Source organism: Mycolicibacterium llatzerense (assembly GCF_000878195.1).
Classification (GTDB): domain Bacteria; phylum Actinomycetota; class Actinomycetes; order Mycobacteriales; family Mycobacteriaceae; genus Mycobacterium; species Mycobacterium llatzerense.
Window position 1 is genome coordinate 1 of the sequence record NZ_JXST01000011.1, and the last position, 26,002, is coordinate 26,002.

The 26,002-nt window shown below is 67.5% G+C and carries 22 protein-coding genes; 12 read left to right on the top strand and 10 right to left on the bottom strand.

Going from position 1 to position 26,002, the window contains the following annotated elements; all coding sequences use genetic code 11:
* Positions 1 to 101 precede the first annotated feature (101 nt).
* The 3 genes from TL10_RS09580 (at position 102) to TL10_RS09590 (ending at position 4,535) form a co-directional block, all read left to right on the top strand.
* Positions 102 to 503 (top strand): TIGR03668 family PPOX class F420-dependent oxidoreductase, encoded by a 402-nt coding sequence (locus TL10_RS09580; protein ID WP_043985473.1) that lies wholly within the window; start codon positions 102 to 104, stop codon positions 501 to 503.
* A gap of 81 nt (positions 504 to 584) precedes the next feature.
* Positions 585 to 2,633, top strand: coding sequence for an elongation factor G (locus TL10_RS09585; protein ID WP_043985474.1), 2,049 nt, complete (start codon positions 585 to 587; stop codon positions 2,631 to 2,633).
* A gap of 117 nt (positions 2,634 to 2,750) precedes the next feature.
* Positions 2,751 to 4,535, top strand: coding sequence for a hypothetical protein (locus TL10_RS09590; protein WP_234711416.1), 1,785 nt, complete (start codon positions 2,751 to 2,753; stop codon positions 4,533 to 4,535).
* A gap of 72 nt (positions 4,536 to 4,607) precedes the next feature.
* On the opposite strand, the gene car (TL10_RS09595) is transcribed toward TL10_RS09590, so the two are convergent.
* The 3 genes from car (TL10_RS09595) to TL10_RS09605 form a co-directional block, all read right to left on the bottom strand.
* Positions 4,608 to 8,117 carry a carboxylic acid reductase gene (car, locus tag TL10_RS09595; RefSeq protein ID WP_043985476.1) on the bottom strand — a complete coding sequence of 1,170 codons (3,510 nt, stop codon included), beginning with the start codon at positions 8,115 to 8,117 and terminating at the stop codon, positions 4,608 to 4,610.
* A 170-nt stretch (positions 8,118 to 8,287) separates the two neighbouring features.
* A complete protein-coding gene (gene car, locus TL10_RS09600; RefSeq protein WP_043985477.1) occupies positions 8,288 to 11,809 on the bottom strand; it encodes a carboxylic acid reductase in 3,522 nt (1,173 codons plus the stop codon).
* A gap of 100 nt (positions 11,810 to 11,909) precedes the next feature.
* Positions 11,910 to 12,833, bottom strand: a complete 924-nt coding sequence (locus tag TL10_RS09605; protein ID WP_043985478.1) for a DMT family transporter — start codon at positions 12,831 to 12,833, stop codon at positions 11,910 to 11,912.
* 189 nt (positions 12,834 to 13,022) lie between these two features.
* Between TL10_RS09605 and TL10_RS09610 the strand changes: the two genes are divergently transcribed.
* Positions 13,023 to 13,757, top strand: a complete 735-nt coding sequence (locus TL10_RS09610; RefSeq protein WP_043402343.1) for an SDR family oxidoreductase — start codon at positions 13,023 to 13,025, stop codon at positions 13,755 to 13,757.
* Here the strand turns inward: TL10_RS09610 and TL10_RS09615 are convergent, their stop codons facing one another.
* From TL10_RS09615 to mrf, 3 genes are all read right to left on the bottom strand, one after another.
* Positions 13,758 to 14,807: a zinc-dependent alcohol dehydrogenase family protein gene (locus TL10_RS09615; protein ID WP_043402340.1), complete on the bottom strand. Its 1,050-nt coding sequence runs from the start codon at positions 14,805 to 14,807 to the stop codon at positions 13,758 to 13,760.
* Positions 14,808 to 14,857: 50 nt separating this feature from the next.
* Positions 14,858 to 15,973, bottom strand: coding sequence for an esterase family protein (locus TL10_RS09620; RefSeq protein ID WP_234711419.1), 1,116 nt, complete (start codon positions 15,971 to 15,973; stop codon positions 14,858 to 14,860).
* Between the two features lie 184 nt (positions 15,974 to 16,157).
* Positions 16,158 to 17,345, bottom strand: coding sequence for a ribosome hibernation factor-recruiting GTPase MRF (gene mrf / locus TL10_RS09625; RefSeq protein ID WP_043985480.1), 1,188 nt, complete (start codon positions 17,343 to 17,345; stop codon positions 16,158 to 16,160).
* A gap of 96 nt (positions 17,346 to 17,441) precedes the next feature.
* On the opposite strand from mrf, the gene rpmB reads away from it, so the two are divergent.
* The 4 genes from rpmB to rpsR are packed head-to-tail and all read left to right on the top strand — an operon-like array spanning position 17,442 to position 18,390.
* Positions 17,442 to 17,678, top strand: a complete 237-nt coding sequence (gene rpmB, locus TL10_RS09630) for a 50S ribosomal protein L28 (protein ID WP_043985481.1) — start codon at positions 17,442 to 17,444, stop codon at positions 17,676 to 17,678.
* Positions 17,679 to 17,843 carry a 50S ribosomal protein L33 gene (rpmG, locus tag TL10_RS09635; RefSeq protein ID WP_043402332.1) on the top strand — a complete coding sequence of 55 codons (165 nt, stop codon included), beginning with the start codon at positions 17,679 to 17,681 and terminating at the stop codon, positions 17,841 to 17,843.
* Between the two features lie 2 nt (positions 17,844 to 17,845).
* Positions 17,846 to 18,151: a 30S ribosomal protein S14 gene (rpsN, locus tag TL10_RS09640; RefSeq protein ID WP_043985482.1), complete on the top strand. Its 306-nt coding sequence runs from the start codon at positions 17,846 to 17,848 to the stop codon at positions 18,149 to 18,151.
* Positions 18,151 to 18,390 carry a 30S ribosomal protein S18 gene (rpsR, locus tag TL10_RS09645; protein WP_043985483.1) on the top strand — a complete coding sequence of 80 codons (240 nt, stop codon included), beginning with the start codon at positions 18,151 to 18,153 and terminating at the stop codon, positions 18,388 to 18,390. Before rpsN ends, rpsR begins: the two co-directional genes overlap by 1 nt.
* Here rpsR and TL10_RS09650 read toward each other — a convergent pair.
* Entirely contained in the window at positions 18,381 to 19,229 is an 849-nt protein-coding gene (locus TL10_RS09650; RefSeq protein ID WP_043985566.1) for a rhomboid family intramembrane serine protease, read from the bottom strand. The two genes, rpsR and TL10_RS09650, sit on opposite strands and share 10 nt — an antisense overlap.
* 13 nt (positions 19,230 to 19,242) lie before the next feature.
* Entirely contained in the window at positions 19,243 to 20,031 is a 789-nt protein-coding gene (locus tag TL10_RS09655; RefSeq protein WP_043985484.1) for an acyl-CoA thioesterase, read from the bottom strand.
* A 52-nt stretch (positions 20,032 to 20,083) separates the two neighbouring features.
* On the opposite strand from TL10_RS09655, the gene TL10_RS09660 reads away from it, so the two are divergent.
* Genes TL10_RS09660 through lipE form a run of 3 tightly spaced genes read left to right on the top strand, consistent with a single transcriptional unit; the run spans position 20,084 to position 22,433 of the window.
* The gene (locus TL10_RS09660; RefSeq protein ID WP_043402319.1) at positions 20,084 to 20,713 is read left to right on the top strand and encodes a class I SAM-dependent methyltransferase; all 630 of its coding nucleotides are present in this window, start codon (positions 20,084 to 20,086) and stop codon (positions 20,711 to 20,713) included.
* Between the two features lie 5 nt (positions 20,714 to 20,718).
* Complete coding sequence (locus TL10_RS09665) at positions 20,719 to 21,201, top strand: peroxynitrite isomerase (RefSeq protein WP_043985485.1); 483 nt, start codon at positions 20,719 to 20,721, stop codon at positions 21,199 to 21,201.
* Positions 21,198 to 22,433 carry a lipase LipE gene (lipE, locus tag TL10_RS09670; RefSeq protein WP_043985486.1) on the top strand — a complete coding sequence of 412 codons (1,236 nt, stop codon included), beginning with the start codon at positions 21,198 to 21,200 and terminating at the stop codon, positions 22,431 to 22,433. The genes TL10_RS09665 and lipE overlap by 4 nt, the downstream gene beginning before the upstream one ends.
* Positions 22,434 to 22,501: 68 nt before the next feature.
* On the opposite strand, the gene TL10_RS09675 is transcribed toward lipE, so the two are convergent.
* A complete protein-coding gene (locus TL10_RS09675; protein ID WP_043402312.1) occupies positions 22,502 to 22,921 on the bottom strand; it encodes an SRPBCC family protein in 420 nt (139 codons plus the stop codon).
* Between the two features lie 61 nt (positions 22,922 to 22,982).
* Here TL10_RS09675 and TL10_RS09680 point away from each other — a divergent pair, with 61 nt between their 5' ends.
* On the top strand, positions 22,983 to 24,527 hold the full coding sequence (locus TL10_RS09680) for an acyl-CoA carboxylase subunit beta (RefSeq protein ID WP_043985487.1): 1,545 nt from the start codon (positions 22,983 to 22,985) through the stop codon (positions 24,525 to 24,527).
* A gap of 138 nt (positions 24,528 to 24,665) precedes the next feature.
* Here the strand turns inward: TL10_RS09680 and TL10_RS09685 are convergent, their stop codons facing one another.
* Positions 24,666 to 25,919 carry an HNH endonuclease signature motif containing protein gene (locus TL10_RS09685; RefSeq protein ID WP_043985488.1) on the bottom strand — a complete coding sequence of 418 codons (1,254 nt, stop codon included), beginning with the start codon at positions 25,917 to 25,919 and terminating at the stop codon, positions 24,666 to 24,668.
* Positions 25,920 to 26,002 lie beyond the last annotated feature (83 nt).

Consider the following 26,002-nt stretch of genomic DNA (forward strand, 5'->3'; position numbering starts at 1 on the left):
GCCTACCACCCTCCGGCCGAACCGGCCACACCTGCCCGCCCACCCGAGATCAACGTGACCCGGATGCCCATGAGCGTCGCTCCGAACCCGCGGCACCGCTGATGTCCGACGCCGCCGCCGAGTTCGCCGCCGCGCCTGTCGCGGTGCTGGCCACGGTTTCCGCCGAAGGCCAGCCACATGTGGTCCCGGTCGTCTTCGCAGTCAGTGGGGACCTGCTCTATACGGCGGTGGACGCCAAGCGGAAGTCGACGCAGCACCTGCGGCGGCTGGACAACATCGCGGCCAACCCGCGCGTGAGCCTGCTCGCCGAGGACTACGACGACGACTGGTCCCAGCTCTGGTGGGCCCGCGCCGACGGCAACGCCACGGTGCACCCGAGCGGCGACGAGATGGCCATCGGCTACTCGCTGCTGCGGGCCAAGTACCACCAGTACGACCGGGTGGCGCTCGATGGCCCGGTGATCCGGGTCGCGGTCTCCAGATGGAGTTCCTGGCACGCTTGAGTCCTGAGTCTTGCGTCTGAGTCTTGTGCCGACGGTCGCGACAGGAGCATGGTGGACGTGAGTCGTCGATAGGGGCACGCCATGGCGGACAAGTCGAATAACTCATCCGGCGCCGCGCCCAGCGCGGACAGTCCGGCGTCGATCCGAAATGTGGTTCTGGTGGGGCCATCTGGCTCCGGCAAGACCACTCTGGTCGAGGCGCTGCTGCTGCATGCGGGCGTGCTGACGCGGGCGGGGACGGTGCTCGACGGCACCACGGTCTGCGACCACGAGCCTGCCGAACTCGAGCAGCAGCGGTCGGTCGGGTTGGCGCTGGCCTCACTGCAGCACGGGCCGGTGAAGGTCAATCTGTTGGACACCCCAGGCTATGCCGATTTCGTCGGTGAGTTGCGGGCCGGGCTGCGGGCTGCCGACTGTGCGTTGTTCGTGATGGCGGCCAACGACGTGGTGGACGCTGCCACCAGGTCTTTGTGGCGGGAATGCGCCGACGTCGGGATGCCGCGCGCCGTCGTGGTGACCAAACTCGACCACGCGCGCGCCAGCTTCGCCGGCGCCGTGGAGTCAGCGCAAGAATCCTTCGGGGACAAGGTGATTCCGCTGTATCTGCCCGACGGCGACGGGCTCGTCTCCCTGCTGGCGGACGACGCGACCCTGATCGAGGGCATCATCGAGGAGTCCGAGGACGAAACGTTGATGGAGCGGTACCTGAGCGGCGAACAGATCGACAACGCGGTGCTGGTTGCCGACCTCGAGCGCGCGGTGGCCCGCGGTTCGTTCTTCCCGGTGATCCCGGTATGCAGCACGACGGGGACCGGGGCAGCTGAATTGCTCGATGTCATCGCCCGCGGATTCCCCTCTCCCCCAGAGCATGTGCCGCCGCAGGTGTTCACGCCGGCCGGTGTGGAAAAGCCCGCGCCCGCCTGCGATCCGGCCGCACCCCTGTTGGCAGAGGTGGTGAAGACGACGTCGGATCCGTATGTCGGCAAGGTCAGTTTGGTCCGGGTATTTTCCGGCACCATCAGGCCCGACACGACGGTTCACGTGTCGGGCCATTTCAATTCATTCGCCGATTCAGCCGCCGGCTGCGCCGAGCACGATGATCACGACGAGGACGAGCGCGTCGGGGCACTGTCGTTTCCGTTGGGCCGCAAGCAGCGCCCCGCTCCCGAGGTGATCGCCGGGGACATCTGTGCCATCGCGCGGCTGACCTGCGCCGAGACCGGAGACACCTTGTCGGACAAGGCTTCCCCGATGGTGTGCCGGCCGTGGACCATGCCGGCGCCGCTGCTCCCGATGGCGATCGTGCCGCACGCCAAGACCGACGAGGACAAGCTGTCGGTGGGGCTGGCCCGGCTGTCCGCCGAGGACCCGACGCTGCGGATCGAGCAGAATCCGCACACCCATCAGATCGTGTTGTGGTGCATGGGCGAAGCCCATTCGGCGGTGGTGCTCGACGCGCTGTCCCGACGGTTCGGGGTCGCGGTCGACACCACGGAACTGCGGGTACCGCTCCGAGAGACGTTCGGCGGCAACGCGAAAGGGCACGGCCGGCACGTCAAACAGTCCGGCGGGCACGGACAGTTCGCGGTCTGTGACATCGCCGTCGAGCCGCTGCCCGAAGGCGCCGGGTTCGAGTTCGTCGACAAGGTGGTGGGCGGTGCGGTGCCGCGCCAGTTCATCCCGAGCGTGGAGAAAGGCGTTCGCGCCCAGATGGATCGGGGCACCTGCGGCTACCCGATGGTCGACATCCGCGTCACGCTGCTGGACGGCAAGGCGCACAGCGTTGACTCGTCGGACTACGCCTTCCAGCTCGCGGGCGGGTTGGCACTGCGCGAGGCGGCCGCTGCCGCGTCGGTGAATCTGCTCGAACCCATCGACAGCGTGCACATCGTGGTGCCCGATGAAATGGTCGGCGCGGTGATGAGTGACCTCTCGGGACGGCGCGGCCGCGTGTTGGGCACCGACACCGCCGGCGATTCCTGCACCGGCATCGATGCCGAGATTCCGGAGATCGAGCTGACCCGGTACCCGATCGAACTGCGGTCGTTGTCCCACGGCGCCGGGTCGTTCACCCGTTCTTTCGCCAGGTACGAGCCGATGCCGGAGGCAGCGGCAGCGCGGGTCCGCTGATCGCGCAGTGATCCAGGTGTTTGGCAATCCTGATCGTGACTGACATCACCTGATGTCATAGTGTCGTCTGATTCGTGCGCGCGTCAGCGGGCACCTGGGATGTCAAAGGGGACACCTGTGGGGACACGGTCGGGGCTCAGTCAGCGCAAATTCAGTCGGTACCGCCTCGCGGTGCTTGCCGCCGCCGTGGGTATCGCGGCCGCGACCAGCCAGAACGTTGCCTGGGCCGAGACCGGGGCCAACGATTCGAACGGCAGCCCGACCAGCCAATCCGGACCCCAGAAGCCCGGCCCCGCCAAGCCCAAGCCGGCGAACACGGACAAGAAGGACACGAAGAAGCCCGGGAAGAAGACTGGCAAGGACACCGGCAAGGACGCTGACAAGTCCGACACCAAGCAAGACACCGCCACTGATACGTCGGCCACCGACCCTGCCAAGTCAGGCGCGGAGCCGGAGGCCAAGCCGGACACAAAGCCGGACGTCAAGCCCGCCACCAAGCCGGCGAAACCCCCTGTCGTGCAAAAGGGCTCTGACTCGATCAAGCCCGCCGGCGACAGCAAGAAGGCACCGAAGCTCAAGCCGGCCACCGCGACCGCCCCCGCCAAGGACGCCGCAGTCAGCGCCACCGCGGCCACTGTGTCCACGCCGCCGGCCGCTGCCACCAATACCCCCGCGCCGGCCAAGACGCCCGCACCGACCACGCGCCTCGCGGCCCTGTCCGCCACCAACAACACCGTCGGCACCCTGACAACACCGACGCCACCGCAGCCGCTGAACCCGATCGCCAAGATCATCCAGCTGCCCGGACGCATCATCAACACCGTCCTGCAGGTGCTGGACCTGACGGTCGCGCAGACCGGCCCGAAGAGCCCGTTCAACTGGTCGCCCATTTCCGAGGCGCTGTTCGCGGGGTTCCGGCGCATCGAGGACATGCTCGGGCTGAGCAAGACCCCGACCTCGAAGCCCGTGGTGCCGGAGCTGACCTACACCGGCCCGACCAGCGGCGACACCCCGACCGTGGAGCAGTTCCTGAATGCCTCGGCCAACGCCTACGTACTCGGGGCCCAACCGGGTGATCTGAAACCGTTCACTGTCAACGGCTTTCAGATGCAGACCTTCAATCCGCTGTCGGGCGCCGTCGGCAAGGCGTGGGTGACGCCGGAGGGCCAGATCATCGTCGCCTACCAGGGCACGACGGGTGGCACCAATCTGCTGTTCCATCCGCTGATCGCGCTGTCGCAAATCTTCACGGACATGCAGGTCATCTTCACCCACACCACGCCGCAGGCGTTCTGGGACTCGCTGGCGTTCGAGCGGAAGGTCGAAGCCGCGGCTCTCGAACAGGGCTACACCACCGATGACATCTTCGTGACCGGCCACTCGCTAGGTGGTTGGGAAGCCCAGTTCGTCGCACAGAAGACGGGCCGTGGCGGCATCGGCTTCGAGGGTCCCGGCCTGAACACGTCGGTGCCCGGGAACAACAGCGCAGCGCAGAACTTCGTCAATATCGAGACCTACGGCGACACCGCGGCGTACTTCTCCACCGATCTGCCGGGGCTGCAGCCCTTCATGCCGGCCTACGACCCCACCGGCGGCAGCAAGCCGCACTACGGCAACATCGTGATGATCGGTGACCCGGAGGCGGCGAACCCGCTGTTCAACGCGTCCGCGCTGTGGGGCCCGAACCCGATCAACGACATCATCTTCGCCGTCGACATCCTCGGTAACTTCTTCGAGCACCACCTGCCCGGCATGCAGGCCTTCAACCTCGGTGTCGCGCCGGATCCCGGTGTGGTGCCCTGGCTGGGCTCCTACACCGGGCCGATCAACGACTGGGGCGACCTGGACATCTACGAACTGCAGCACGCTGCGTCCGATGCCGGTGTCCTGATCGCCCCCTAGCCCCCTAGCGCTTGAGCGATTTGTGCACGATTTTCCGCGGCAGCCGCGGAAAATCGTGCACAAACCACCGGGTCAGAGCAGGCCGAGCAGCTGCAGATCGGTGATGTACTTGACGATCACCGGCGCAGTGACATGCGGAATGTCCTTGTCCGGGCCCAGCTTTGCGTCCTGCACCGCCTCGCGGAACACCACCACCGGGGCGATGGACCCGTTGTGCGGGTGCTCCGGCTTCTGGTAGTTGTGCAGCAGCGGCAGCAGCGACGCCTGGCGCTGCCGGTCCGGCAGGGCCCGCAGGGTGGTCTCGAAGCGGGCCAGCCATTCGGCGTAATCATCAACGCGGGCAATGGAATACCCGGCGTCGATCAGCCAGTCGACGAACTCGTCCATGCCCAGGCCGTCGGAGTGCGGGTTCATCACGTGATAGGTGACGAACTCGCCGGCGGGCCGCACGCCCAGGGTGTCGATGGCCTCGGCGATGAACTCGACGGGCAGCCCGTCGTAGTGCGCGGCCTGCCGCTTGCCCTCGTCGTCCCGCTCGTAGAACGAGTACGGGGCGATACCGGTAGCCACCAACGAGAACATCATGCGGGTGAACATGTCGGGCAGGTTGAGCTGTCCGGCATAGCTGGTGTCGGCCAGGATCATGTCGCAGCGGAACACCGAAACCGGAAGGCCGCAAAGATCATTGGCCTCACGCAGCAGTACCTCGCCGGCCCACTTGCTGTTGCCGTAGCCGTTGGCGTACCCGTCGTGCACGGCACGCACCGGGCTCATTGCGCGCACGTCCGCCTCTTCGGTGAACGTGCCCGGTGCCAACTGGTCACCGACGCCGATGGTCGAGACGTAGATGTACGGCTTCTGCCGGGTGGTCAGGGCGATGCGGATCAGTTCGGCGGTACCGAGTGCGTTGGGCCCGAACAGTTCGCTGTAGGGCAGCACGTGGTTCACCAGCGCCGCCGGATCGACGATCACGTCGACCTCGTCGGCGAGCCGCTGCCAAACCTCCTGCGGCAGACCGAGATTCTCGTCACCCTTGTCGCCGGCGATCACTTCGAGGTGATCAGCGGCCAGCGCCTGGTAGTGCGCCAGCAGCTTCGGGTCACCGGAATCGAACGTGGCGTCGAGACGGGCACGAGCCTCTCCGTCGGACTTGGCGCGCACCAGGGCGATCACCTTGCCATCGACCAGGTCCATCCGCTCCAGCCACTCCAGCGCCAGGTAGCGACCCAGGAATCCGGTTGCACCCGTGAGCAATACGGTCCGCACCTCCGACGCGGGTCCCGGCAGCGACGGCGCCGCAGCCAGCGTCTGAGCATCGACGAACTTGTCCAGCGTCAGGTCCGCGGCGCGCACCTCGGCGGCGTTCTTGCCGTGCACCGAGCTGAAGCTGGGCCGCTTGGCGCCACCGCTGCGTTCGTTCTCGATGTAGGCCGCGAGCGCCGCCAGATCGTTGGCCGGGCTGACGATGATGCCGACCTGCACCTCGACGCCGAAGATCTCTTCGAGCAGGTTGCCGAAGGTCAACGCGGACAACGAGTCTCCACCGAGATCGGTGAAGTGGGCATCGGCCGACACCTCACCGGACGCACCGAGCAGTGCACTGGCCGCGCGAATGACGGTCGGCAGCGCGGGGCCTTCGGCGCCGTGCTGGCGCAGCGCGCGCAGCTCATCGGCCTGTCCCGCAGCAAGACTCACGTACAGGTCTTCCAACACCGGGCCGTAGTGCGCCTTGAGCTTCGGCCAGGCCAGCTTGCGGATGCCAGTCAGCAGGCCGTTCTCCAACGAGAACGGTTCGGTCTCGACGATGAAATCGCGGGGAATCTCGTAGGACTGCAGTTCGGCCGCCTTGGCGACCTCCTGCAGTGAGTCGCTGATCTGCTGCTTCAGCTCGGCGGAATCCCAACGGGCCAAGGCATCTTCGGTCGGGACGACCACGGCCAGCAGGTACGGCTGGGCACTGTTGCCGTAGACGTAGATCTGCCGGACCAGCGGGCTGTTGTTGCTGAAGGCCGCTTCCAGCTTGGCCAGCGTGACGAACTCGCCCTGCGCCAGCTTCAGCACATTGTTGCGACGGTCGACGTACCGGATCTGGTCCGGGCCGATCTCGGCGACCACGTCGCCGGTGCGGTAGAAACCGTCCTCGTCGAACACGCTCGCGGTGACCTCGGGCCGCTTGTAGTAGCCCGGGAACAGGTACTCGGTCTTCACCAGCAGCTCACCGCGCGGGTACGGCTGGTCGGTCAGGTAGTAGCCCAGGTCGGGCACGTCGACCAGCTTGTAGTCGAGGGTCGGCGGGCGCTGGATGACGCCGTCGAAGAAGACCATGCCGGCCTCAGTGGAGCCGTAGCCCTCCAGCACGTGGATGCCGAGGAACTTCTCGACCCAGGCCTTGAGCTCGTCGGTGATGGGCGCAGAGCCGGTCATCGCCTTGATGTAGCGGCCACCGATCAGGTTCTCCCGCATGTCGGCCATCACCTGCTGCTCGATGCCGTCACGCTCGGCCTCGCCGGCACCGGCCGGGACCAGCTTGTCGACGCGGCTCTGGAATTCCAGGTACAGCATCTCCCAGACGCGGGGCACCAGGTTCAGCTCGGTGGGGCGCGCCAGCGCGAAATCGTCGAGGAGAGTGGACAGGTCGCTCTTGGCGGCGAAGTAGACGATGCCGCCGTTGGCCAGGCTGGAGTACAGGATGCCGCGGCCCATGACGTGGCTCATCGGCATGAAAGCCAGGTTGATCGAAGCCTCGCTCGGGCCGAACCACGCCGAGCTGGCCCGCCGCCAGAAGCTCGTCATGTTGCTCTCGGGGTACATCGCGCCCTTGGGGGCACCGGTCGAGCCGGAGGTGTAGATCAGCAGGGTCAGCGGGTCGGCCTCATCGAAGACCGGAGTCGGGGCGGACGGCAGGTCGCGGCCGCGAGCCAGTACCTCGCCGAAAGTCTCGACGGTGACGTTCAGACCCGACAGCGCGGCCCGCGCCTCCTCGACAGCCTCGCGCTCGTCGTCGACCTCGGCGTGGTGGTCGAACACCACGAACCGGGCCGGGGCGGGGCCACCGACCGCGAGTTCGACCGCGTCGGCGACGTAGCCCGCGCTCACCGCGATCAGCACCGGCTCGGTCTCGGCGACGATCGGCAGCAGCGACGACGCCGCGGAGCTGGTCTGCAGCGGCACCGACACGGCGCCGATCTGTCCGAGCGCGGTGTCGATGACGGTGTAGTCGGTGCTGGTGAAGCCGAGGATGGCGACGCGGTCGCCGGCCTTGACGCCGTCAGCGTGCAGTGCGGCGGCGACGGCGCGGACGCGCTCCCACAGTTCGCCGTAGGTGATGGTGTCGTACTTGGGCAGCAGTCGTGCGACGGTGCGGCCGTTCTCGGTGACGAACTCGACGGCGCGCTGGCCGAGGGCGGTCCGGTCGGCGTAGCCCTCGAGAACGGTCTTCACGATCTCGGGCAGTCGCATGCCGGGCTTCTCGACCGACTGAGCCACCGACTCGATCGGGACGACCGCGGCGAACTGCGGATCATTGGCGGACAAATCGGCGATCCGGCGGGCAAGAGCACTGTCGGCATGGTCAATCGACATGAAGAAACCTCACGAAAAATCGAAATCTCGAATGGGTACGCCCCGTTGCATCCCCACTAATTGAATGACGCTGGCGCGGCCGCCGTTGTTCCGGCGATTGCCTGCCAGTTTCCTGTGATTTGTGCACGATTTTCCGCGCTCACCGCGGAAAATCGTGCACAAATCACGCGTTAGAGCAGGCCGAGCAGCTGCAGATCGGTGATGTACTTGACGATCACCGGCGCACCGATGTGCGGAATATCTTTGTCCGCACCGATTTTCGCGTTCTGCACCGCGGCCCGGAACCGCTCCACCGGGGCGATGGACCCCGGCACCGGGTAGCTCGGCTGCTGGTAGTTGTGCAGCAGCGGCAGCAGTGATGCCTGGCGCTGACGGTCCGGCAAGCCGCGCAGACCCGTCTCGAACCTGGCCAGCCAGTCGGCGTAATCATCAACGCGGGCAATGGAATACCCCGCTTCGATCAGCCAGTCGACGAACTCGTCCATGCCGATGCCGTCGTCGTACGGGTTCATCACGTGGTACGTCTCGAACGTCGAGTCGGACGCACCGGCCGCGACCTGCACGGCCAGCGTCGAGATGGACTCGGAGACGAACTCGACCGGCAGCCCGTCGTAGTGGGCGCGCAGGCGCTTTCCGTCGGAAGCCAGCTCGTAGAACGAGTACGGCGCGATGCCGGTGGCCACCAGCGAGAACATCATGCGGGTGAACATGTCGGGCAGGTTGAGCTGGCCCGCGTACGTCGTATCGGCCAGGATCATGTCGCAGCGGAACACCGAAACCGGAAGGCCGCAAAGATCATTGGCCTCGCGCAGCAGGACCTCGCCGGCCCATTTGCTGTTGCCGTAGCCGTTCGCGTAGCTGTCGTCGACCGACCGCACCGCGCTCATGACGCGCACATCGGCGTCTTCGACGAATTTGCCGGGCGCCACGCCGCCGCCGACCGCGATGGTCGAGACGTAGGCGAACGGCTTGATCCGTGTGGTCAACGCAATGCGGATCAGCTCGGCGGTGCCCAGCGCGTTGGGCCCGAACAGCTCGCTGTAGGGCAGCACGTGGTTCACCAGCGCCGCCGGGTCCACGATGAAGTCGACGGTGTCGGCCAGTCGCTGCCAAACCTCCGGCGGCAGACCGAGATTGGCCTCGCCCTTGTCGCCGGCGATCACCTCAAGGTGGTCGGACAGCGACCGGTAGTGCTCCAGCAGCTCCGGATCGCCGCTGTCGAACGTCGCGTCCAGGCGGGCCCGGGCGTCGGCGTCGGACTTGCCACGGACCAGGCAGATGACCTTGCCGTCGACCAGATCCATCCGCTCCAGCCATTCCAGCGCCAGGTAGCGACCCAGGAATCCGGTTGCGCCCGTGAGTAATACGGTCCGTACCTCGGACACCGGCCCCGGCAACGACGGTGCCGCGGCCAATGTCGCGGCGTCGATGAACTTGTCCAGCGTCAGGTCTGCGGCGCGCGCCTCGGTGGCGCCGCGGCCGTGCACCGTGGAGAACGTCGGCCGCTTGCTGCCGGGCGCGCGCTCCCCTTCGATGTAGGCCGCCACGCCGGCCAGGTCGGTGGCCGGGCTGACGATCACGCCGACCGGTACCTCGACCTCGAAGATCTCCTCCAAGAGGTTGCCGAAGGTCAACGCCGACAACGAATCTCCACCCAGGTCGGTGAAGTGGGCGTCGCCCGCGACGTCGGAACTGGCCGCTCCGAGCGTGGCGCCGACAGCGCGCAGCACGGTCTCGAGCACCGGGGCGTCGGACGCCCGCAACGAACGCAGCGCGCGCAGTTCGGCGGCCTGACCCTCGGCCAGTTCGGTGTACAGCTGCTCCAACTCGGCGCCGTAGCGGGCCTTCAGCTTCGGCCAGGCCAGCTTGCGCACACCGGTCAGCAGCCCGTTCTCCAGCGAGAATGGTTCGGTCTCGATGATGAAGTCGCGGGGAATCTCGTACGACTGCAGCCCGGACTCGCGGGCCACCGCCTGCAGTGCGTCGGCCAGTTCGGGACGCAAGGCCTCCGGAACGCCGGCGCCGCTCAGAGCTTCCGAAGTAGGCACGATCACCGCCAGCAGGTAGGAGCGAGAACTGTTGCCGTACACGTAGATCTGACGGATCAGCGGGCTGGTGCCGAAGGCCGCTTCGAGCTTCGACACCGTCACGAACTCGCCCTGCGCCAGCTTCAGCACATTGTTGCGGCGATCCAGATACTGCAGGTGATCGGGGCCGAGCTCGGCGACGATGTCACCGGTGCGGTAGAAGCCGTCCACGTCGAAGACGTCAGCGGTGACGTCGGGCCGCTTGTAGTAGCCCGGGATCAAATCTGTTGATTTCAAGAGCAATTCGCCACGCGGATGTGGCCGGTCGGTCGACAGGTAGCCGAGCTCGGGCACGTCGATCAGCTTGTAGTCGATCACCGGTGGGCGGCTCACGTGGCCGCTGATCATGACGCCGCCGGCTTCGGTCGAGCCGTAGGCCTCCATCAGCTCCAGCCCGAGGAATTTCTGCACCCAGGCCTTGAGCTCCGGCGAGATCGGAGCCGACCCGGTCATCGCGACGAGCTGCCGCCCACCGATCAGGCTGGCGCTGCGTTCGTCGAGCACCTGCTGCTCGGAGACGCCGTCCATCCCCCGGCGGTCGACCTCGCTCTGCACCTCCTGGTGGATCATCTCCCAGACCCGGGGCACGAAGGTCATCTGCGTCGGCCGGACCAGCGCGATGTCCTCCAGCAGGGTGGACAGGTCGCTCTTGGCGGCGAAGTAGACGGTGCCGCCGTGGGCGAGCGTGCGGTAGACGGTGCCGCGGCCCATCATGTGGCTCATCGGCAGGAAGCTCAGGACTATCGACGGCAGCGCGGGCTGCTGATGCGTCAGACCGGTCCGCCAGGCGTTGGCGACCAGCCGCTCGGGGTACATGGCGCCCTTGGGGGTGCCGGTGCTGCCGGAGGTGTAGATCAGGACCAGCAGCGGGTCCGGATCCGCTGAGACGACGGGCTCGACGGTCGGGAGCGCGGTGCCGCGCGTCACCAGGTCGGCAAGAGTCTCGACAACGATGCCGCGCTCTGCCAACTGCGTCGCGGCCCGTACGACGGCCTCGCGCTCGTCATCGACCTGGGCGTGGTGATCGAACACGACCACGCGCTTGACGGCAGCACCCGAGCCCGCGACCAGCTCGACGGCCTCGTCCAGGAACTTCACGTCGGCGAACAAGGCGACGGGCTCGGTCTCGTCGAGGATGGGGCGCAGCTGCTCGGCGGGTGCGCTGGTCTGCAGCGGGACGGCGACGACGCCGGCGCGCGCCAGCGCGGTATCGATGATCGTGAATTCGGCGCTCGTGAAACCGAGCATGGCGACGCGGTCGCCGGCGGCGACGGCATCGGGTCCGGTGAGCAGGGCGTTGCCGATGGCCTTGATCTGCCGCCAGGCCTCGCCGTAGGTGATGGTGTCGTAGCGCGGCAGCAGCCGGGAGACGGTGCGGCCGGCGTCATCGGCGACGTATTCGACGGCGCGCTGCCCGAGAGCGGGCCGGTCGGCGTAGGCCGCCATGACAGCGCTGATCATGTCGGTCAGCCGGATTCCGGGCTCGTCGAGGGCGGCGCCGACCGCGGCCAGCGGCCGGGCGGCGGCAAGTTGCGGGTCGGTGGCGCAGAGGTCAGCGATGCGCTGCGTCAGCTCGTCGGTAAGTGCGGTTTCTTCGTTCGACATAACAACCTTCATCAATTAGTTCACCAGCGTCGCCATATACAACGTTAGCAAAACTAACGATATGCCCGGGAGTGCTGTGTGACAAACCACACCGCTGAGGTCAGCGTTCTGAGGTCGGTTGCACCTGCTGCGGTGCGATCGGCGGCGCCACCTTCGCGCCCGCCTGCGTTTCGTACGCGCCCTCGTCTCGACCGAGGGCAATGGTCGCCGCCGCCATGGCGCCGATGGACACCACGAGCGCGACGGCCTCGACTCCAGTTGTGTCGAAGCCCTCACCGAGGACCAAGGCGCCGAGGATAACGGCCACCACCGGCTCCAGCACGAGCATCGTCGGCACCGAGGTCTGCAACGCACCGGCATGGAACGCGGACTGCTGCAGCACGGTCGCCACCGCGCCCAAGATGATGAGCAGGTACGGCGCCGGCGTCGTCAGCAAGCCGAGCCAGCCCCGGTTCTGCAGGATCGCCATGAAGATCTTGGTCACCACGGCGACGACACCGAACAGCACGCCGACACCGACTGCCAGCAGAACCGCACGCTGCCAGCCGCTGCACCGCACCGCCAACAGCACGCAGCCGACGATCACTGCGGCGCACACCGCGGCGACCAGGACGATAACCCCTGGTGAGGCCAGGTGTTCGTCGCGCTCAGGCCGGGCCAGCACGACGAATCCCGCCAGCCCGATGGTCAGCAATCCGGCCCACAACCACTCGCCGCGGGTCACCCGGCGGTGCGCCTGGTGCGCACTCAGTGGCAGCGCGAAGAGCAATGCCGAGACCAGCAGTGGCTGGACCAACATCAGGGAGCCGTGCGCCAAGGCCAGGGCCTGGAAGACATAGCCGGCGACGGCCGCGCCGGTCCCGGCCCACCACAGTCGGCGGCTCAGGAGCGTCGAGATCATGACGACGCTGACGCCATGTTCGGGCGGCACGTCGATGGTCGCGCGCTGGCGCACGACGATGCCGACGGCGGCGCAGACGGCTGCGCACAGTGCGAACAGCACCACAAGTGCGTGTTCGATCAACGGAGGCGTCCGATCAGCGTGGCCGCGTACCGCGCCACTGGCGTCACCGGAAACGTCACGCCCAAAGGGTAGTCGAGCGGGACTGTCCGTCCCAGTCGCGAGCCGCGTCCAGCCAAAGCGCCCGACAACGCATTTACCGTTACCTTAGATTTCCCTTATCTTTCTTAAGTTTGGGGTACGGTCGAAGCCATGCACCCCAGGATCGCGCTCGTCACCGGAGCTTCCCGCGGCATCGGAGCCGCCGTGGCCCACCAGCTCGCCGGGCCGGACACCCATGTCCTGGTGAACTATCGGGAGAAGGCCAAGCGCGCCAACGCCGTCGTCGACGGCATCCGCGCGGCCGGCGGGCAAGCCTCCACGATCGGCGCCGACGTGTCCGACGCCGCTGCCGCCAAAGCCATGATCGACCGCATCGACAGCCGGTTCGGGCGCCTGGACATGCTGGTGCTCAACGCCTCCGGCGGCCTGGAGTTCGGCGCCGCGCCCGACTACGCGATGCGGCTGAACCGCGACGCGCAGCTGCGGCTCGTCGACCTGGCGCTCCCCCTGATGCCCGCCGGTGCGCAGATCGTGTTCGTCACCAGCCACGAAGCCCACTGCTATCCGCACCTGCCCGTGCCCGACGACTACGTGCCGATCGCGGCCAGCAAGCGGGCCGGTGAAGACGCGCTACGGGCACTGCGACCCGAATTCGACCGGTGCCGAATCGGATTCACCGTCGTCTCGGGCGACATGATCGAAGGCACGATCATCGCCCGGTTGTACGAACGTCGCGATCCCGAGGCGGTCGGCGCCCGCCGCAGCCAGGGACCGCTGCCGACCATCGAGGAATTCGCCACCGCCATCACCGTCGCCGCCGCCGGACGCGACCTGCGCGACACCGTGTACGTGGGAGGCGAGGACCATCTGGTCCGGCCGGCCTGATCAGGGCTCGAGTAGAACCTTGATGGCCGTGCGCTGATCCATCGCCGTGTACGCGTCGGCGACCTGAGCCAGCGGCAGGGACAGGTCGAACACCCGGCCGGGCTCGATGGCACCGGACAGCACGTCGGGCAGCAGTTCGGCGAGGTAGGGGCGGACGGGCGCGATGCCGCCCGCGACGTGGATGTTGGTGCTGAACAGTTGCTGCATCGGCAGTTCGGGCGCGCCGGCCGGCACGCCGACGAAGCCCAGATAGCCACCGGGACGGACCGCGCCGAGTGCTTGGTGCATCGAATCCTTGGTACCGACACATTCCAGCACCGAGTCGGCCCCGATACCGCCGAGCAGTTCCTCGATGGCCGCGATCCCGTCATCGCCCCGTTCCGCGACGATGTCCGTGGCACCGAACGCACGTGCCAGACGCTGCCGGTCTTCGTGCCGCGACATCGCGATGATCCGTTCCGCACCAAGGCGTTTCGAGGCCAGCACGGCGCACAGCCCGACGGCGCCGTCGCCCACCACCACCACGGTGGCACCGGGTTGCACGTTCCCGGACCGCGCGGCGTGGTGACCGGTGGACATGACGTCGGCCAGGGTCAGCAGGTGCGGGAACAGTTCTGCGTCAGGCGATTCCGGCACTGTGACAAGAGTGCCGTCGGCGAAAGGCACCCGGACGTATTCGCCTTGGGCCCCGTCGAGCGGCTCGCCGGTCTTGGCGGTGCCGCCCCACACCCCGAAGTTGACGCACGAGGTGGTGATCCCGTTGCGACAGTGCACACAGGTGCCGTCGCTGTCGGTGAACGGCGAGATGACGAAATCCCCGACGCGCACATTCCTGACCTCGGCGCCGACAGCTTCCACGATCCCGATGAACTCATGTCCGATCGGGTGCGGCGCAGGCGTCGGGCGCACCCCGCGGTACGGCCACAGGTCCGAACCGCACACGCAGGTCCGCACCACCCGGACCACTGCGTCGCTCGGTGACTGAATCTGCGGATCCGGGCGCTCTTCGAATCGAATGTCGCCCGGCCCGTGGATGATCGTGGTCTGCACGGTTGTCCCGCCCTTTCAGGAGTCGAATCCGACCCCTGAGTCTTGCCGATCTAGCCCGTCGGCGCGAGCACCAGCCCACCGGTGACCGGCGGGGCAGCCGCCGCAGCAGGCGCCGGAACCGCGGCCGGAGCCGCAGCGGGAACGGCGGCAGGAGCCGCAACAGGCACAGCCGCGGGGACCGCAACAGGCGCCGCCATTGCAACGGGCGCCGGGATCGCGGCAGGTGCCGGCACAGGAGCCGGGGCCAGGGCAGGAGCCGGCGGCGGAACCGGAGCACCCACACCCAGCACGCGCAGCAGGTCAGGCTTCATGGCCTGCAGCTGCTGGCCCCAGTAGCCCCAGCTGTGCGTGCCGTCCTTCGGGAAGTTGAAGACCGCGTTGCGGCCACCGGCCTGCTGGTACACCTTCTGGAAGTCCCGGTTCGAGCTGATCGTCAGGTTCTCCAGGAACTGGGCGCTGTACAGAATTCCCATGTCACCCGGGGTGTCGAGGTCGGACGGCGTGCCGTTGCCGCAGTACACCCAGATGGCGGTGTTGTTGGCCACCAGCTGCTGGACGTTGACGGTCGGGTCGTTGCGCCGCCACGCCGGGTCGCTGGCGATGCCCCACATCTGGGTCGGGTTGTAACCGCCGGCGTCCTTCATGGCGAAGCCGATCAGGGTGGGCCACAGGCCTTGCGACGGGTTGAGGAAGCCCGACAGCGAACCGGCGAAGATGAACTGCGCAGGGTGCCAGGTGGCCAGGGTCAGCGCCGAGCCACCGGACATCGACAGACCGACGACGGCGTTGCCGGTCGGCTGCACGCCGCGGTTCGCCGCGAGCCAGGCCGGCAGCTCCTGGGTCAGGAACGTCTCCCACTTGTAGGTGGTGACACCGCCCGAGTTGGTCGCGGGCTGGTACCAGTCGGTGTAGAAGCTGGACTGTCCGCCGACGGGCATCACCATCGAGACGCCGGACTGGTAGTACCACTCGAACGCGGCGGTGTTGATGTCCCAGCCGCTGGCGTCGTCCTGGGCGCGCAGACCGTCGAGCAGGTAGACCGCGTGCGGCCCACCGCCCTGGAACTGAACCTTGATGTCGCGCCCCATCGCGGGTGACGGAATGTTCAGCACCTCAACCGCTTTCGCGGCAGCATGCGCCTGCGGCAGCGCCGCGGGCATCGCCATTCCCGGGACCGCCAGGGCGGCGACAGCCGCCACCGCGAGTCGCCGCAGTTTCACGCCGAAATTCCTGCCAACCAGAGTCGCCAACACGAGTGAAAACTAACGCCGAGCCGACACGGCCCCGGTGACCAACGCGCCACGTGATCGCCTTGTTATCAATGCGTTTGGCTATCGAGTCCAGAACGGGTCACGCCATGCCGTGATCGGTGCCATCGCCGACTACGGTCACATCGCCGGTCGTGCACGGCTCCTGGTGCCAGTCGCCGAACGGATCCGGGTAGCCGGACCAGGCGTCCCGCGCGGCGAACTCCTCGTCGGTGAGCAGGGCGTCGTTCAGCGCGGCGGTCACGTCAGCGGGCCGCGCGCCGCACACCAGGATCGTCATCGCAGTGTGCCGGTCGCCGAATTCGTTGTCCCACATGAGGTCTGCCAGGGCTCGTCGCTCGCGGTCCAGGTAGGCCGCTTCACTGACGGTCATCGCGGCGATCCATCGGCCGGCATTGCTGACACGCAGGCCGCCACCGGCCGACTCCAGCCACATGACGTGGTCGGGCCGGTTGGCCAGCCACATCCGGCCGCGGGTCCGGATCACGCCGTCCAGGAGGTGATCGATGGCGTCGTGCAGACGCTCGGGGTGGAACGGCCGGCGCGAGTTGAACTCGACAAGCTGAACGGGCCCTTCGGGATTCAGGCTGGGCTGCCCGGCCAGCAGCGGCCCGTGCGGCTCGTCGGCGCGACCCAGCCTGGCGTCCGGCCACACGGTGCGCAGCGCTTGATCAACCAATGCGGGCTCGGTGATGAGCTGCGCCCGCGGCGCGAGTCGGCGGCATACCGCGAGCAGGACGGGTTCGGCATGGGTCAGCACCAGGACGTCGGCGAATTCGGCCTGCCCCACGGCCACCTGCGCGACGGTCCGGCCGTCGGGCAGCTCGTCGTCGCCCAGCGCGTCGGTGAGCCAGTCGGCGGCCTCGATGCACGTCACCACGCCGGCGATCGCCACGTCCCGCGCGGCCGGCCCGTCGATGTACCCGGGGCCGACGTGCACCCGAACGTGGTTGATGGCCCAGCAGATCGGCTCGGGTTCCATCCACGGCTCCAGGTGGACGACGATTCGGTGGACGTCGTCGCGCCGGTGCAGCAGGCGCAGGTAGATCAGCAGGTCGTTGCGGACGGTGCAGGACACGCAGCCGTGGGCCAGTTCCAGGGCCGCTTCCGTCTCGTTGACGATGCCGTGCGGTGCCGTGATGGTGCGACGGCGCACGACGTGACCGTCGAACTGGTGCTCCACGAGCACCGTGCCCGGCACCTTCACTAGTTCCTCGGTCACGTATCCGGTCGGTCCCTGACCAGCCACGACGATCACCGGCGTCCTCATCGCCACCCCTTATCGACAATCATTTTCAATTCTGTTGCCGTCACGCTACAGTGGCGACCGGCACTTGTCGAAAATGATTTTCATTAAGGATGGAGCATGTCAGCGCACTGCCAGGTCACCGGGCGCAAGCCCGGCTTCGGCAACACGGTTTCGCACTCCAACCGGCGCACCTCGCGTCGGTGGAACCCGAACATCCAGAGCAAGACCTACTACCTGCCCTCGGAAGGCCGGAGCGTCCGGCTCCAGGTCAGCGCCAAGGGCATCAAGGTGATCGACCGGGACGGCATCGAAGCCGTGGTGGCCCGGCTGCGCCGGGACGGAGTGCGAATCTAGATGTCCCGCACAGATATTCGTCCTGTGGTGAAGCTGAAGTCCACCGCGGGCACCGGCTACACCTACGTCACCCGCAAGAACCGGCGCAACGATCCCGATCGGTTGGTGCTGCGCAAGTACGACCCGATCATCCGCAAGCACGTCGACTTCCGAGAGGAGCGCTGACCATGGCCAAGAAATCCAAGATCGCCAAGAACGAGCAGCGCCGGCTGACCGTCGCCCGCTACGCCGAGCGCCGGGCCGAGCTCAAGGCAATCATCACGTCCCCGTCGAGCACTGTCGACGAGCAGTCCACCGCCATGCGGGAGCTGGCCCGCCAGCCGCGTGATGCCAGCGCGGTGCGGGTGCGCAACCGCGACGCGGTTGACGGCCGTCCGCGCGGCCATCTGCGCAAGTTCGGCCTCTCCCGGGTCCGGGTGCGTGAAATGGCGCACGAAGGACAGCTGCCCGGCATCCGGAAAGCGAGCTGGTGATGGCCAAGCGCAAACCCACCCGGCGCCCGACCGAGGCGAAGCGTCCGGTCAAGAACATGCTGACCAAGCTCGGCGTGGACCAGCTCGACTACAAGGACACGGCCAACTTGCGGCTGTTCATCTCCGAGCGCGGCAAGATCCGGTCCCGGCGAGTGACGGGCCTGACGGTCCAGCAGCAACGGCAGGTTGCCACCGCGATCAAGAACGCCCGGGAGATGGCGCTGCTGCCTTACCCCTGACGCAGCCCGAACATCGTCAGCAGCTGATCAGTCCGCAACAAGACCAATCCGACGAACAGCACCAGCAGCACCGCGGTCACCGAGATCAGCGCCAGGAGTCGTTGCCGCGCAGGCACATACGCGAAGACCGCCGCCACCAGGGTGCCGGTGACCAACCCGCCGACGTGACCCTGCCAACTGATCGACTGCGAGCTGACCGCGGGCAGCACGAAGGTGATGACCAGGTTGATGACGATCAGGCCGACAATCCCGCGGACGTCGAGCTGCAGCCTGCGGAACAACACGAACGTCGCGCCGAACAAACCGAAAATCGCGCCCGACGCGCCGGCCGTCGCCGAGTTCAGCGGCGACAGCAGGTACACCAGCACCGAGCCGCCCAGGCCGCTGAGGCCGTACAGCAGCCCGAAACGCAAGCGCCCCAGCCACTGTTCCAGCTGTGGCCCGACGGCCCACAGCGCCCACATGTTGAACACGATGTGCGCCAGGCCGTAGTGCAGGAAGGCCGACGAGGCCAGGCGGTAGTACTGGCCGTCGGCCACGGCGGGCGGCCACAGCACCAGGTCCTGCTGCATCTGCGTCGAGGTGTGCTGTAGCACGAACATCACCACGTTGACCGCGATCAGCGTGTAGGTGACCAACGCGCCCTGGGTGATCCGTCCACCGAAGTGGGTCCGGGCCTGACGCACCGACCGCTTGCCTTCGTTGACGCACTCCGGGCACTGCTGGCCGACGGCGGCTGCGGTCATACAGTCCGGGCAGATGGGTCGGGCGCAGCGGCTGCAGCTCACATACGTCGGGCGGCTGGGATGCCGATAGCAGGTCGGCGTCGGGGCAGTCATCATCTTCTCCGGACTACAGCCGCCACAGGGCTTCCTGGCTGGTGCTGGCGATCAGCACCCCACCAGTGTCGTACAGGGCTCCGGTCACCAGCCCGCGGGAGTCGGTGTTGTTCAGCCGGGTGACCTCGTAGCGGTGCCAGTCGCGCGGGACGAACGGCCGGTGGAACCACACCGCGTGGTCCAGGCTGGCGGCGAAGCCCTGACGCAGATCCGTGCCGTCAGGCCGCGCGACAGGCACCGGCCCGAAGTCGGACATGAAGGTCAGCGTGCACGCCCGGATCAAGGCGTCGTCCTCGATCTCGTCTTTGGTGCGGATCCAGAACGGGGGCACCGCGAAGGCCCCGACGTCGTCGGGCCGTACCCGAATATCGAAGAAGTCGGCGGCGGTCAGGCTCGGCTCTTTGGGCACTGCCACGTCGAACTCGACGCCCAGGACTTCGGGGCGCTGCCAGTCGGCGCCGGGTTCGGGGACGTGGAACGACGCGATCATCTCCAGGATCGTCTTGCCTTCCTGTTTCGCGGTGACGCGCCGCGTGTCGAACGACCGGCCGTCGCGGGTCCGTTCCACGTGAAACTCCACGTCGATGCCGTACTGGCCACCGCGGACGAAGTAGAGGTGCAGCGACTGCGGGAGCTTGTCCGGCTCGACGGTGCGGCCGGCCGCGCCGAGCGCCTGCGCGGCGATCAGCCCGCCGAACAGGGAGCGTCCCGGCCCCTCGGTCGGCTGCGGTGCGATGAAGGTGTCCCCGTCGCGCGCAAAGTCGAGGAGCTGGGCAATCCAGCTGGGCGCAGTAGAACTCATAAAGCGGCAGCGTATCTATCAGCCCAATACGCGGCGCGCCTAGGCTGAGGCCATGGTTCAACGCCGGGGATTCAATGAGACCGTCACCCGATTCTGGAGCTTCGCCGCTCCCGCCTACGACACCCAAGTACTGCAGCGCTGGGTCTACGAACCCGCGCAGGACGAGGTCCTGGCAGAGCTGCGCGCGCACGACTCCCTGACCATCGCCGATATCGGCTGCGGCACCGGCATCTTCGCCGACCGGATCCAGCGTGAGCTGGGCGCCGTCGTGACCGGGGTGGACATGTCCGAGGGCATGCTGGCCCAGGCCAAGGCGCGGTCCTCGAACGTCACCTGGCTCACCGCCCCGGCCGAGGACCTGCCGTTCAACGACGGCGCGCTGGACGCGGTCGTCACGACCTCCGCGTTTCACTTCTTCGATCACCCTGCCGCGCTGCGCGAGTTCCATCGGGTGCTCAAGCCGGGCGGTATCGCGGCCGTCACCACCTTCAGCGCGCGGCGAGAGCTGCCGTTGCACACATTGACATCGCACCTGTTGAACCCCGCACATGGCCCGTCGCCCTCGGCAATGCGGGCACTGTTCGAAGGTGCCGGTTTCACCGTCTCGGAGCAGCACCGGGTGAAACGACCGGCGGTGTTGACGCTCATCGTCTCCGATCTGCTGACCGTCGGAACCAAGTAACCGAGATGCCCGATCTGCATCCCGACGTCGCGGTCCTGGCACCGCTGCTGGGCACCTGGGCGGGCACCGGCTCCGGCGAGTACCCGACGATCCCCTCGTTCGACTACCTCGAAGAGGTCACCTTCGGCCACGTCGGAAAGCCGTTCCTGGCCTACAGCCAGCGGACCAAGGCGGCCGATGACGGCCGTCCGCTGCATGCTGAGACCGGCTACCTGCGCGTGCCCGCGCCGGGCCGCATCGAGTGGGTGCTGGCCCACCCCACCGGCATCACCGAGATCCTGCAGGGCACGCTCAGCACCGACGGGGAGTTCGTGCTGGACCTCGAAACCACAAACATCGGGCGCACCGATTCCGCGAAAGAGGTTGACGCCCTGCGTCGTTGGTTCCGGCTCGACGGAGACACGTTGAGCTACAACGTCCGGATGGCAGCGGTGGGCATCCCGCTGCGCCACCACCTCGCGGCAGTTCTGCATCGGAAGGACGCATGACCGAGCCTCAAACCGGCCGCATTCGGGTACCAACCGACCTGGACTCGGTCACGGCAATCGGAGCCGAGGATCACTCGAGCGTCGATCCCCAAGCGGTGGAACGGATTTGGCAGTCCGCACAGCACTGGTACGCGGCGGGTATGCACCCGGCCATCCAGGTTTGCCTGCGCCAGAACGGTCGGGTGGTGCTCAACCGCGCGATCGGTCACGGTTGGGGCAACGGACCGGACGATCCGGTCGACGCCGAGCAGATCCCCGTCGGCGTCGACACCCCGTTCTGCGTGTACTCGGCGGCCAAGGCGATCAGCACGACGGTGGTGCACATGCTCGTCGAGCGCGGTGAGCTCGATCTGGACGCCCGCGTCTGCGACTACCTGCCGACGTACACCAGCCACGGCAAGGACCGCACCACCGTGCGGCACGTCGTGACCCACAGCGCCGGGGTTCCGTTGGCCACCGGCCCGCGGCCGGACCTCAAGCGGATGAACGACAGCGAGTACGCCCGCGAGATGCTGGGCAATCTGCGGCCGATCTACCGGCCGGGCCTGGTGCACATGTACCACGGCCTCACCTGGGGGCCGCTGATTCGCGAGATCGTCTCGGCCGCAACGGGTCGCAGCATCCGCGACATCCTGGCCACCGAGATCCTCGACCCGCTGGGCTTCCGCTGGACCAATTACGGTGTTGCGCCGGAAGATGTTCCGCTGGTCGCGCCGAGCCACGTCACCGGCAAGCCGCTGCCCGCACCGATGGCGGCAGCCTTCAAGAAGGCCGTCGGCGGCACCCCGAGCCAGATCATCCCGTTCAGCAACACCCCGGACTTCCTGACCAGCGTGGTGCCGTCGTCGAGCACCGTGTCGAATGCCGTCGAACTGTCCCGCTTCGCCGAAATGCTGTGTCGCGGCGGGGAACTCGATGGAGTTCGAGTGGTGAAGCCGGAAACGCTGCGCGCCGCGACCACCCCTTGCCGGCGACTGCGGCCGGACATCGCCGTCGGACTGATGCCGATGCGCTGGGGCACCGGATACATGCTGGGGTCCAAGCGATTCGGCCCGTTCGGCCGGGGCGCCCCCGAGGCCTTCGGACACACCGGGCTGACCAACATCGCGGTATGGGCCGACCCGGAGCGGAACTTGGCCGCGGCCGTGGTCAGCAGCGGCAAGCCCGGCGGGCATCCCGAGGCCAACCGGTACCCGGCGCTGCTCGACGCGATCGCCAGGGAACTCCACTAGACGCCGAATGGCCAGTTACGGCACGCAATTCACCAGAATCCGTGCCATAACTGGCCGTTGAGCGTGGACTAAGCCTTGGAGGCGGCCTTCGCGAACAGTCGCAGCAGGACCTGGTTGATGGCCGTCAGCGCCAGCTTCACCGGCGGGAACGACGCGGTCGAGTTCAGCGTGTAGTCGATGCGGGTGCCCGACCCCTCGGAGGTCAGCCGCACCTCACCCGAGTAGCCCGGGAACGGCACGCCGGAGCGGGCCTTGTAACCGAACACGTTGGGCGCGTCGAAGGTCACGACCTCTTCGACGATCGCCGGTGCCGGTCCGGGCGCCGAGATACGGCGGACGGCGCCGAGGCCGTTCGGCGCCGGGGTGCCGGGCTGATCGATGGTCACGGAGATACCCGGGCCCCAGTTGGACATGCCCTCATGGTCGATCAGGGTCGCCCAAACAGCGTCGATCGGGCGGGCAACAGTGGTGGTTGCTGTGGATTGCATGGCTCGATCATGCCCCACCCCCACCTGCGCCGCCTGGCAGGCTGTCCCCATGCCCGGCCCAATGCCCGAAGTACCGTTCCGCGACGATCACACCGAACTCCTGCGCCGGCGCGCGCTCACCGAGGATGCGGCCCGGCCGGACGCCGTGCAGCGTCGACATGACGCCGGTGGACGCACGGCCCGCGAGAACGTCCTCGACCTGGTCGACGACGGCAGCTTCGTCGAATACGGGCGCTTTGCGATCGCCGCCCAGCGCGCGCGACGTGAGCTCGACGACCTGATCGCGCGCACCCCCGCAGACGGCCTCGTAGCGGGCACCGCGCACGTCGACGGCCACCCCTGCGCGGTGCTGTCCTACGACTACACCGTGCTGGCCGGCACCCAGGGCGCCCTCGGGCACCTCAAGAAGGACCGGCTGTTCGAACTGATCGACCGGATGAAGCTGCCCACGGTGTTCTTCGCCGAGGGCGGTGGTGGACGCCCCGGCGATACCGACCACCCGACGGTGTCGTCTCTGGATGTCCGGGCGTTCGCGCTGTGGGCCGGCTTGTCCGGGGTGGTGCCGCGCATCGCCGTGGTGAAGGGCCGCTGTTTTGCCGGCAATGCCGTGATCGCGGGCTGTTCAGATTTGATCGTCGCGACCGAGGACACCTCGATCGGCATGGGCGGCCCGGCGATGATCGCCGGCGGCGGCCTCGGTGACATCGCACCGGACGCCGTCGGCCCGATCTCGGTGCAGGCTCCCAACGGTGTCGTCGACGTGGTGGTACCCGACGAGGCCGAGGCAGTCTCGGTTGCCCGGAAGTTGCTCGGCTACTTCCGGGGGCCCACCACTCCCGGCGCAGAGTCAGACCAAAATGCTTTGCGCACAATCATTCCCGAGCGCGCCAGGCGCGCCTACCGAGTCGCGCCGATCATCGAGACGCTCGCCGACGAGGGCTCGGTCACGTTCCTGCGGGAGAAGTTCGCCCCCGAGCTGGTGACCGCGCTGGCCCGCATCGAGGGTCGGCCGGTCGGGGTGCTGGCCAACAACACCATGGTCATGGCCGGGGCCATCACCGCGGCGGCGTCCGACAAGGCAGCCCGCTTCCTGCAACTATGCGACGCTTTCGGGATTCCCGTGGTGTCGCTGGTCGACTGCCCGGGATTCATGGTGGGTCCCGCGGCCGAGGCCGAAGCGCTGGTGCGGCGCGGGTCGCGGCTGTTGGTCGCCGGTGCGGCGCTGCGGGTCCCGCTCATCGCGGTGATCCTCCGTCGCGGCTACGGCCTTGGCGCACAGGCGATGTGCGGTGGCAGCCTGCATGAGCCGCTGTTGACGGTGGCGTGGCCCGGGGCGCATCTCGGGCCGATGGGGCTCGAAGGCGCCGTGCGGCTGGGGCTGCGCAAGGAACTTGAGGCGATCGCGGACGACGACGCCCGTGAGCAGGCGGTGCGGGATGCGACCGCCGCCGCGCAGGCCAATGCCGCTGCGCTCAACTCGGCGTCGATGTTCGAGATCGACGACGTCATCGACCCCGCCGAGACCCGGTCCCTGATCGCCGCGACGCTGGCGACGGCCGCGCCGGCGGGGCTACCGCCGCGCCGGGGTTTCGTCGACACCTGGTGAGTTTCGTTGGGACTCAGTCGAGCTGCCGACCTGCGCCATCATCGCCCTTGACCTGAACCCGATTCGACAGACCTCCAGCAGGCGCGAATTCCTTTGGTGGCCAGCCGTATGCGACCCGCGGTGTTGCGGGGTGGCGGTCTAGTTGGTTGACGGTGTTGGTGGTGGTTCGAACGGTTGGTACCACCACCATTGGGCGCGTTCCCCGGTGGGTCCGGGGCACGGCGGCACATCAGGCGGCGGTGTGGTGGGTGGCCGGGCCAGTGATCGGTTGCTCAGTGGTTGTCCGGCCGCGTCGGTCACGACGAGTCGGTCGGCGGGGCCGGTGATGGTGATGCCACCTCGGTGATGCAGCCGGTGGTGGTAGGGACATACCAACACCAGGTTGCGCAGTTCGGTGACGCCGCCGTCCTCCCAATGGATGATGTGGTGCGCATGCAAGCCCCGGGTGGCCCCGCACCCGGGGACGACGCAGCACCGATCGCGGTGCTCGAGGGCGCGGCGCAGCCGGCGGCTGATGGTGCGGGTGCTGCGTCCGGCACCGATCGGCTGACCGTGCTTCTCGAGCCACACCTCGCACGTCGCATCACACAACAACATTCGACGTTCGTCATCGGTGAGCACCGACCCCAGATGCACTGCGGCACTGTCGTGGTCGAGATCCAGATGCACGACAATCGTGGTGTGCTGCCCATGCTGGCGGCGCGCGACATCGGTGTCCCAGCCGGATTCGACCACGCTCATGAACCCGTCCACCTGATTCGGGAACGGCGGCGCCTCATCCGACACACGCTCGTCGTTCTCGTGGTCACGTTTCCAGTCAGCGACCAACGCATCCTGGTGGGATGCGATGGCGGCGTCGAGCTTGGCGGCCTCCAGCTTCGGCAACCGGATCGTGTAGGTCGTGGACCCGTCGTCGTGGGTGGTCTTCTTGATCGACCGCTCAGGATCCGGCTTCGGCTCGGGCTCGGGTCGCGGTTCCAGTTTCACCGCCGTGCGCAGTTGGGTGACCGTGGTGCTGGCCGCGAACTGGGCGTAATGCTCATCAGAACCGTCAGCGGCGTGTTCGGCGACGACGCCGACCTGATCCAACGACAACCGACCCTCTCGCATCGCCTCAGCGCAACGCGGGAATTCCTCGAGCCGGTGCGCGACCGCAACCAGGACTTCCGCGTTGCGCGGCGACACACCCGTTTTCCACGCCACCAACGACGTGAGCGACCGGGCACCGATCGCACCCCACAGCCCGTCGCGGTCGATCTCGGCCGCAATCTGCACCAGCCGCGCGTCGATCGCGTTGCGCTGCCCGGTCAGCTCACCGATCTCCGCGAAGTACGCATCCATCCGCTCACACGGCGACGCCTCAACATCGAAAGCCGTTGTTGCGGTGGACATAACACCATCATCGCAGAGGGGTCCGACAAAAATCGGGACACAACAGTCCGTGGCCGCCAGTGATGTCGATCAACAGGCCGATA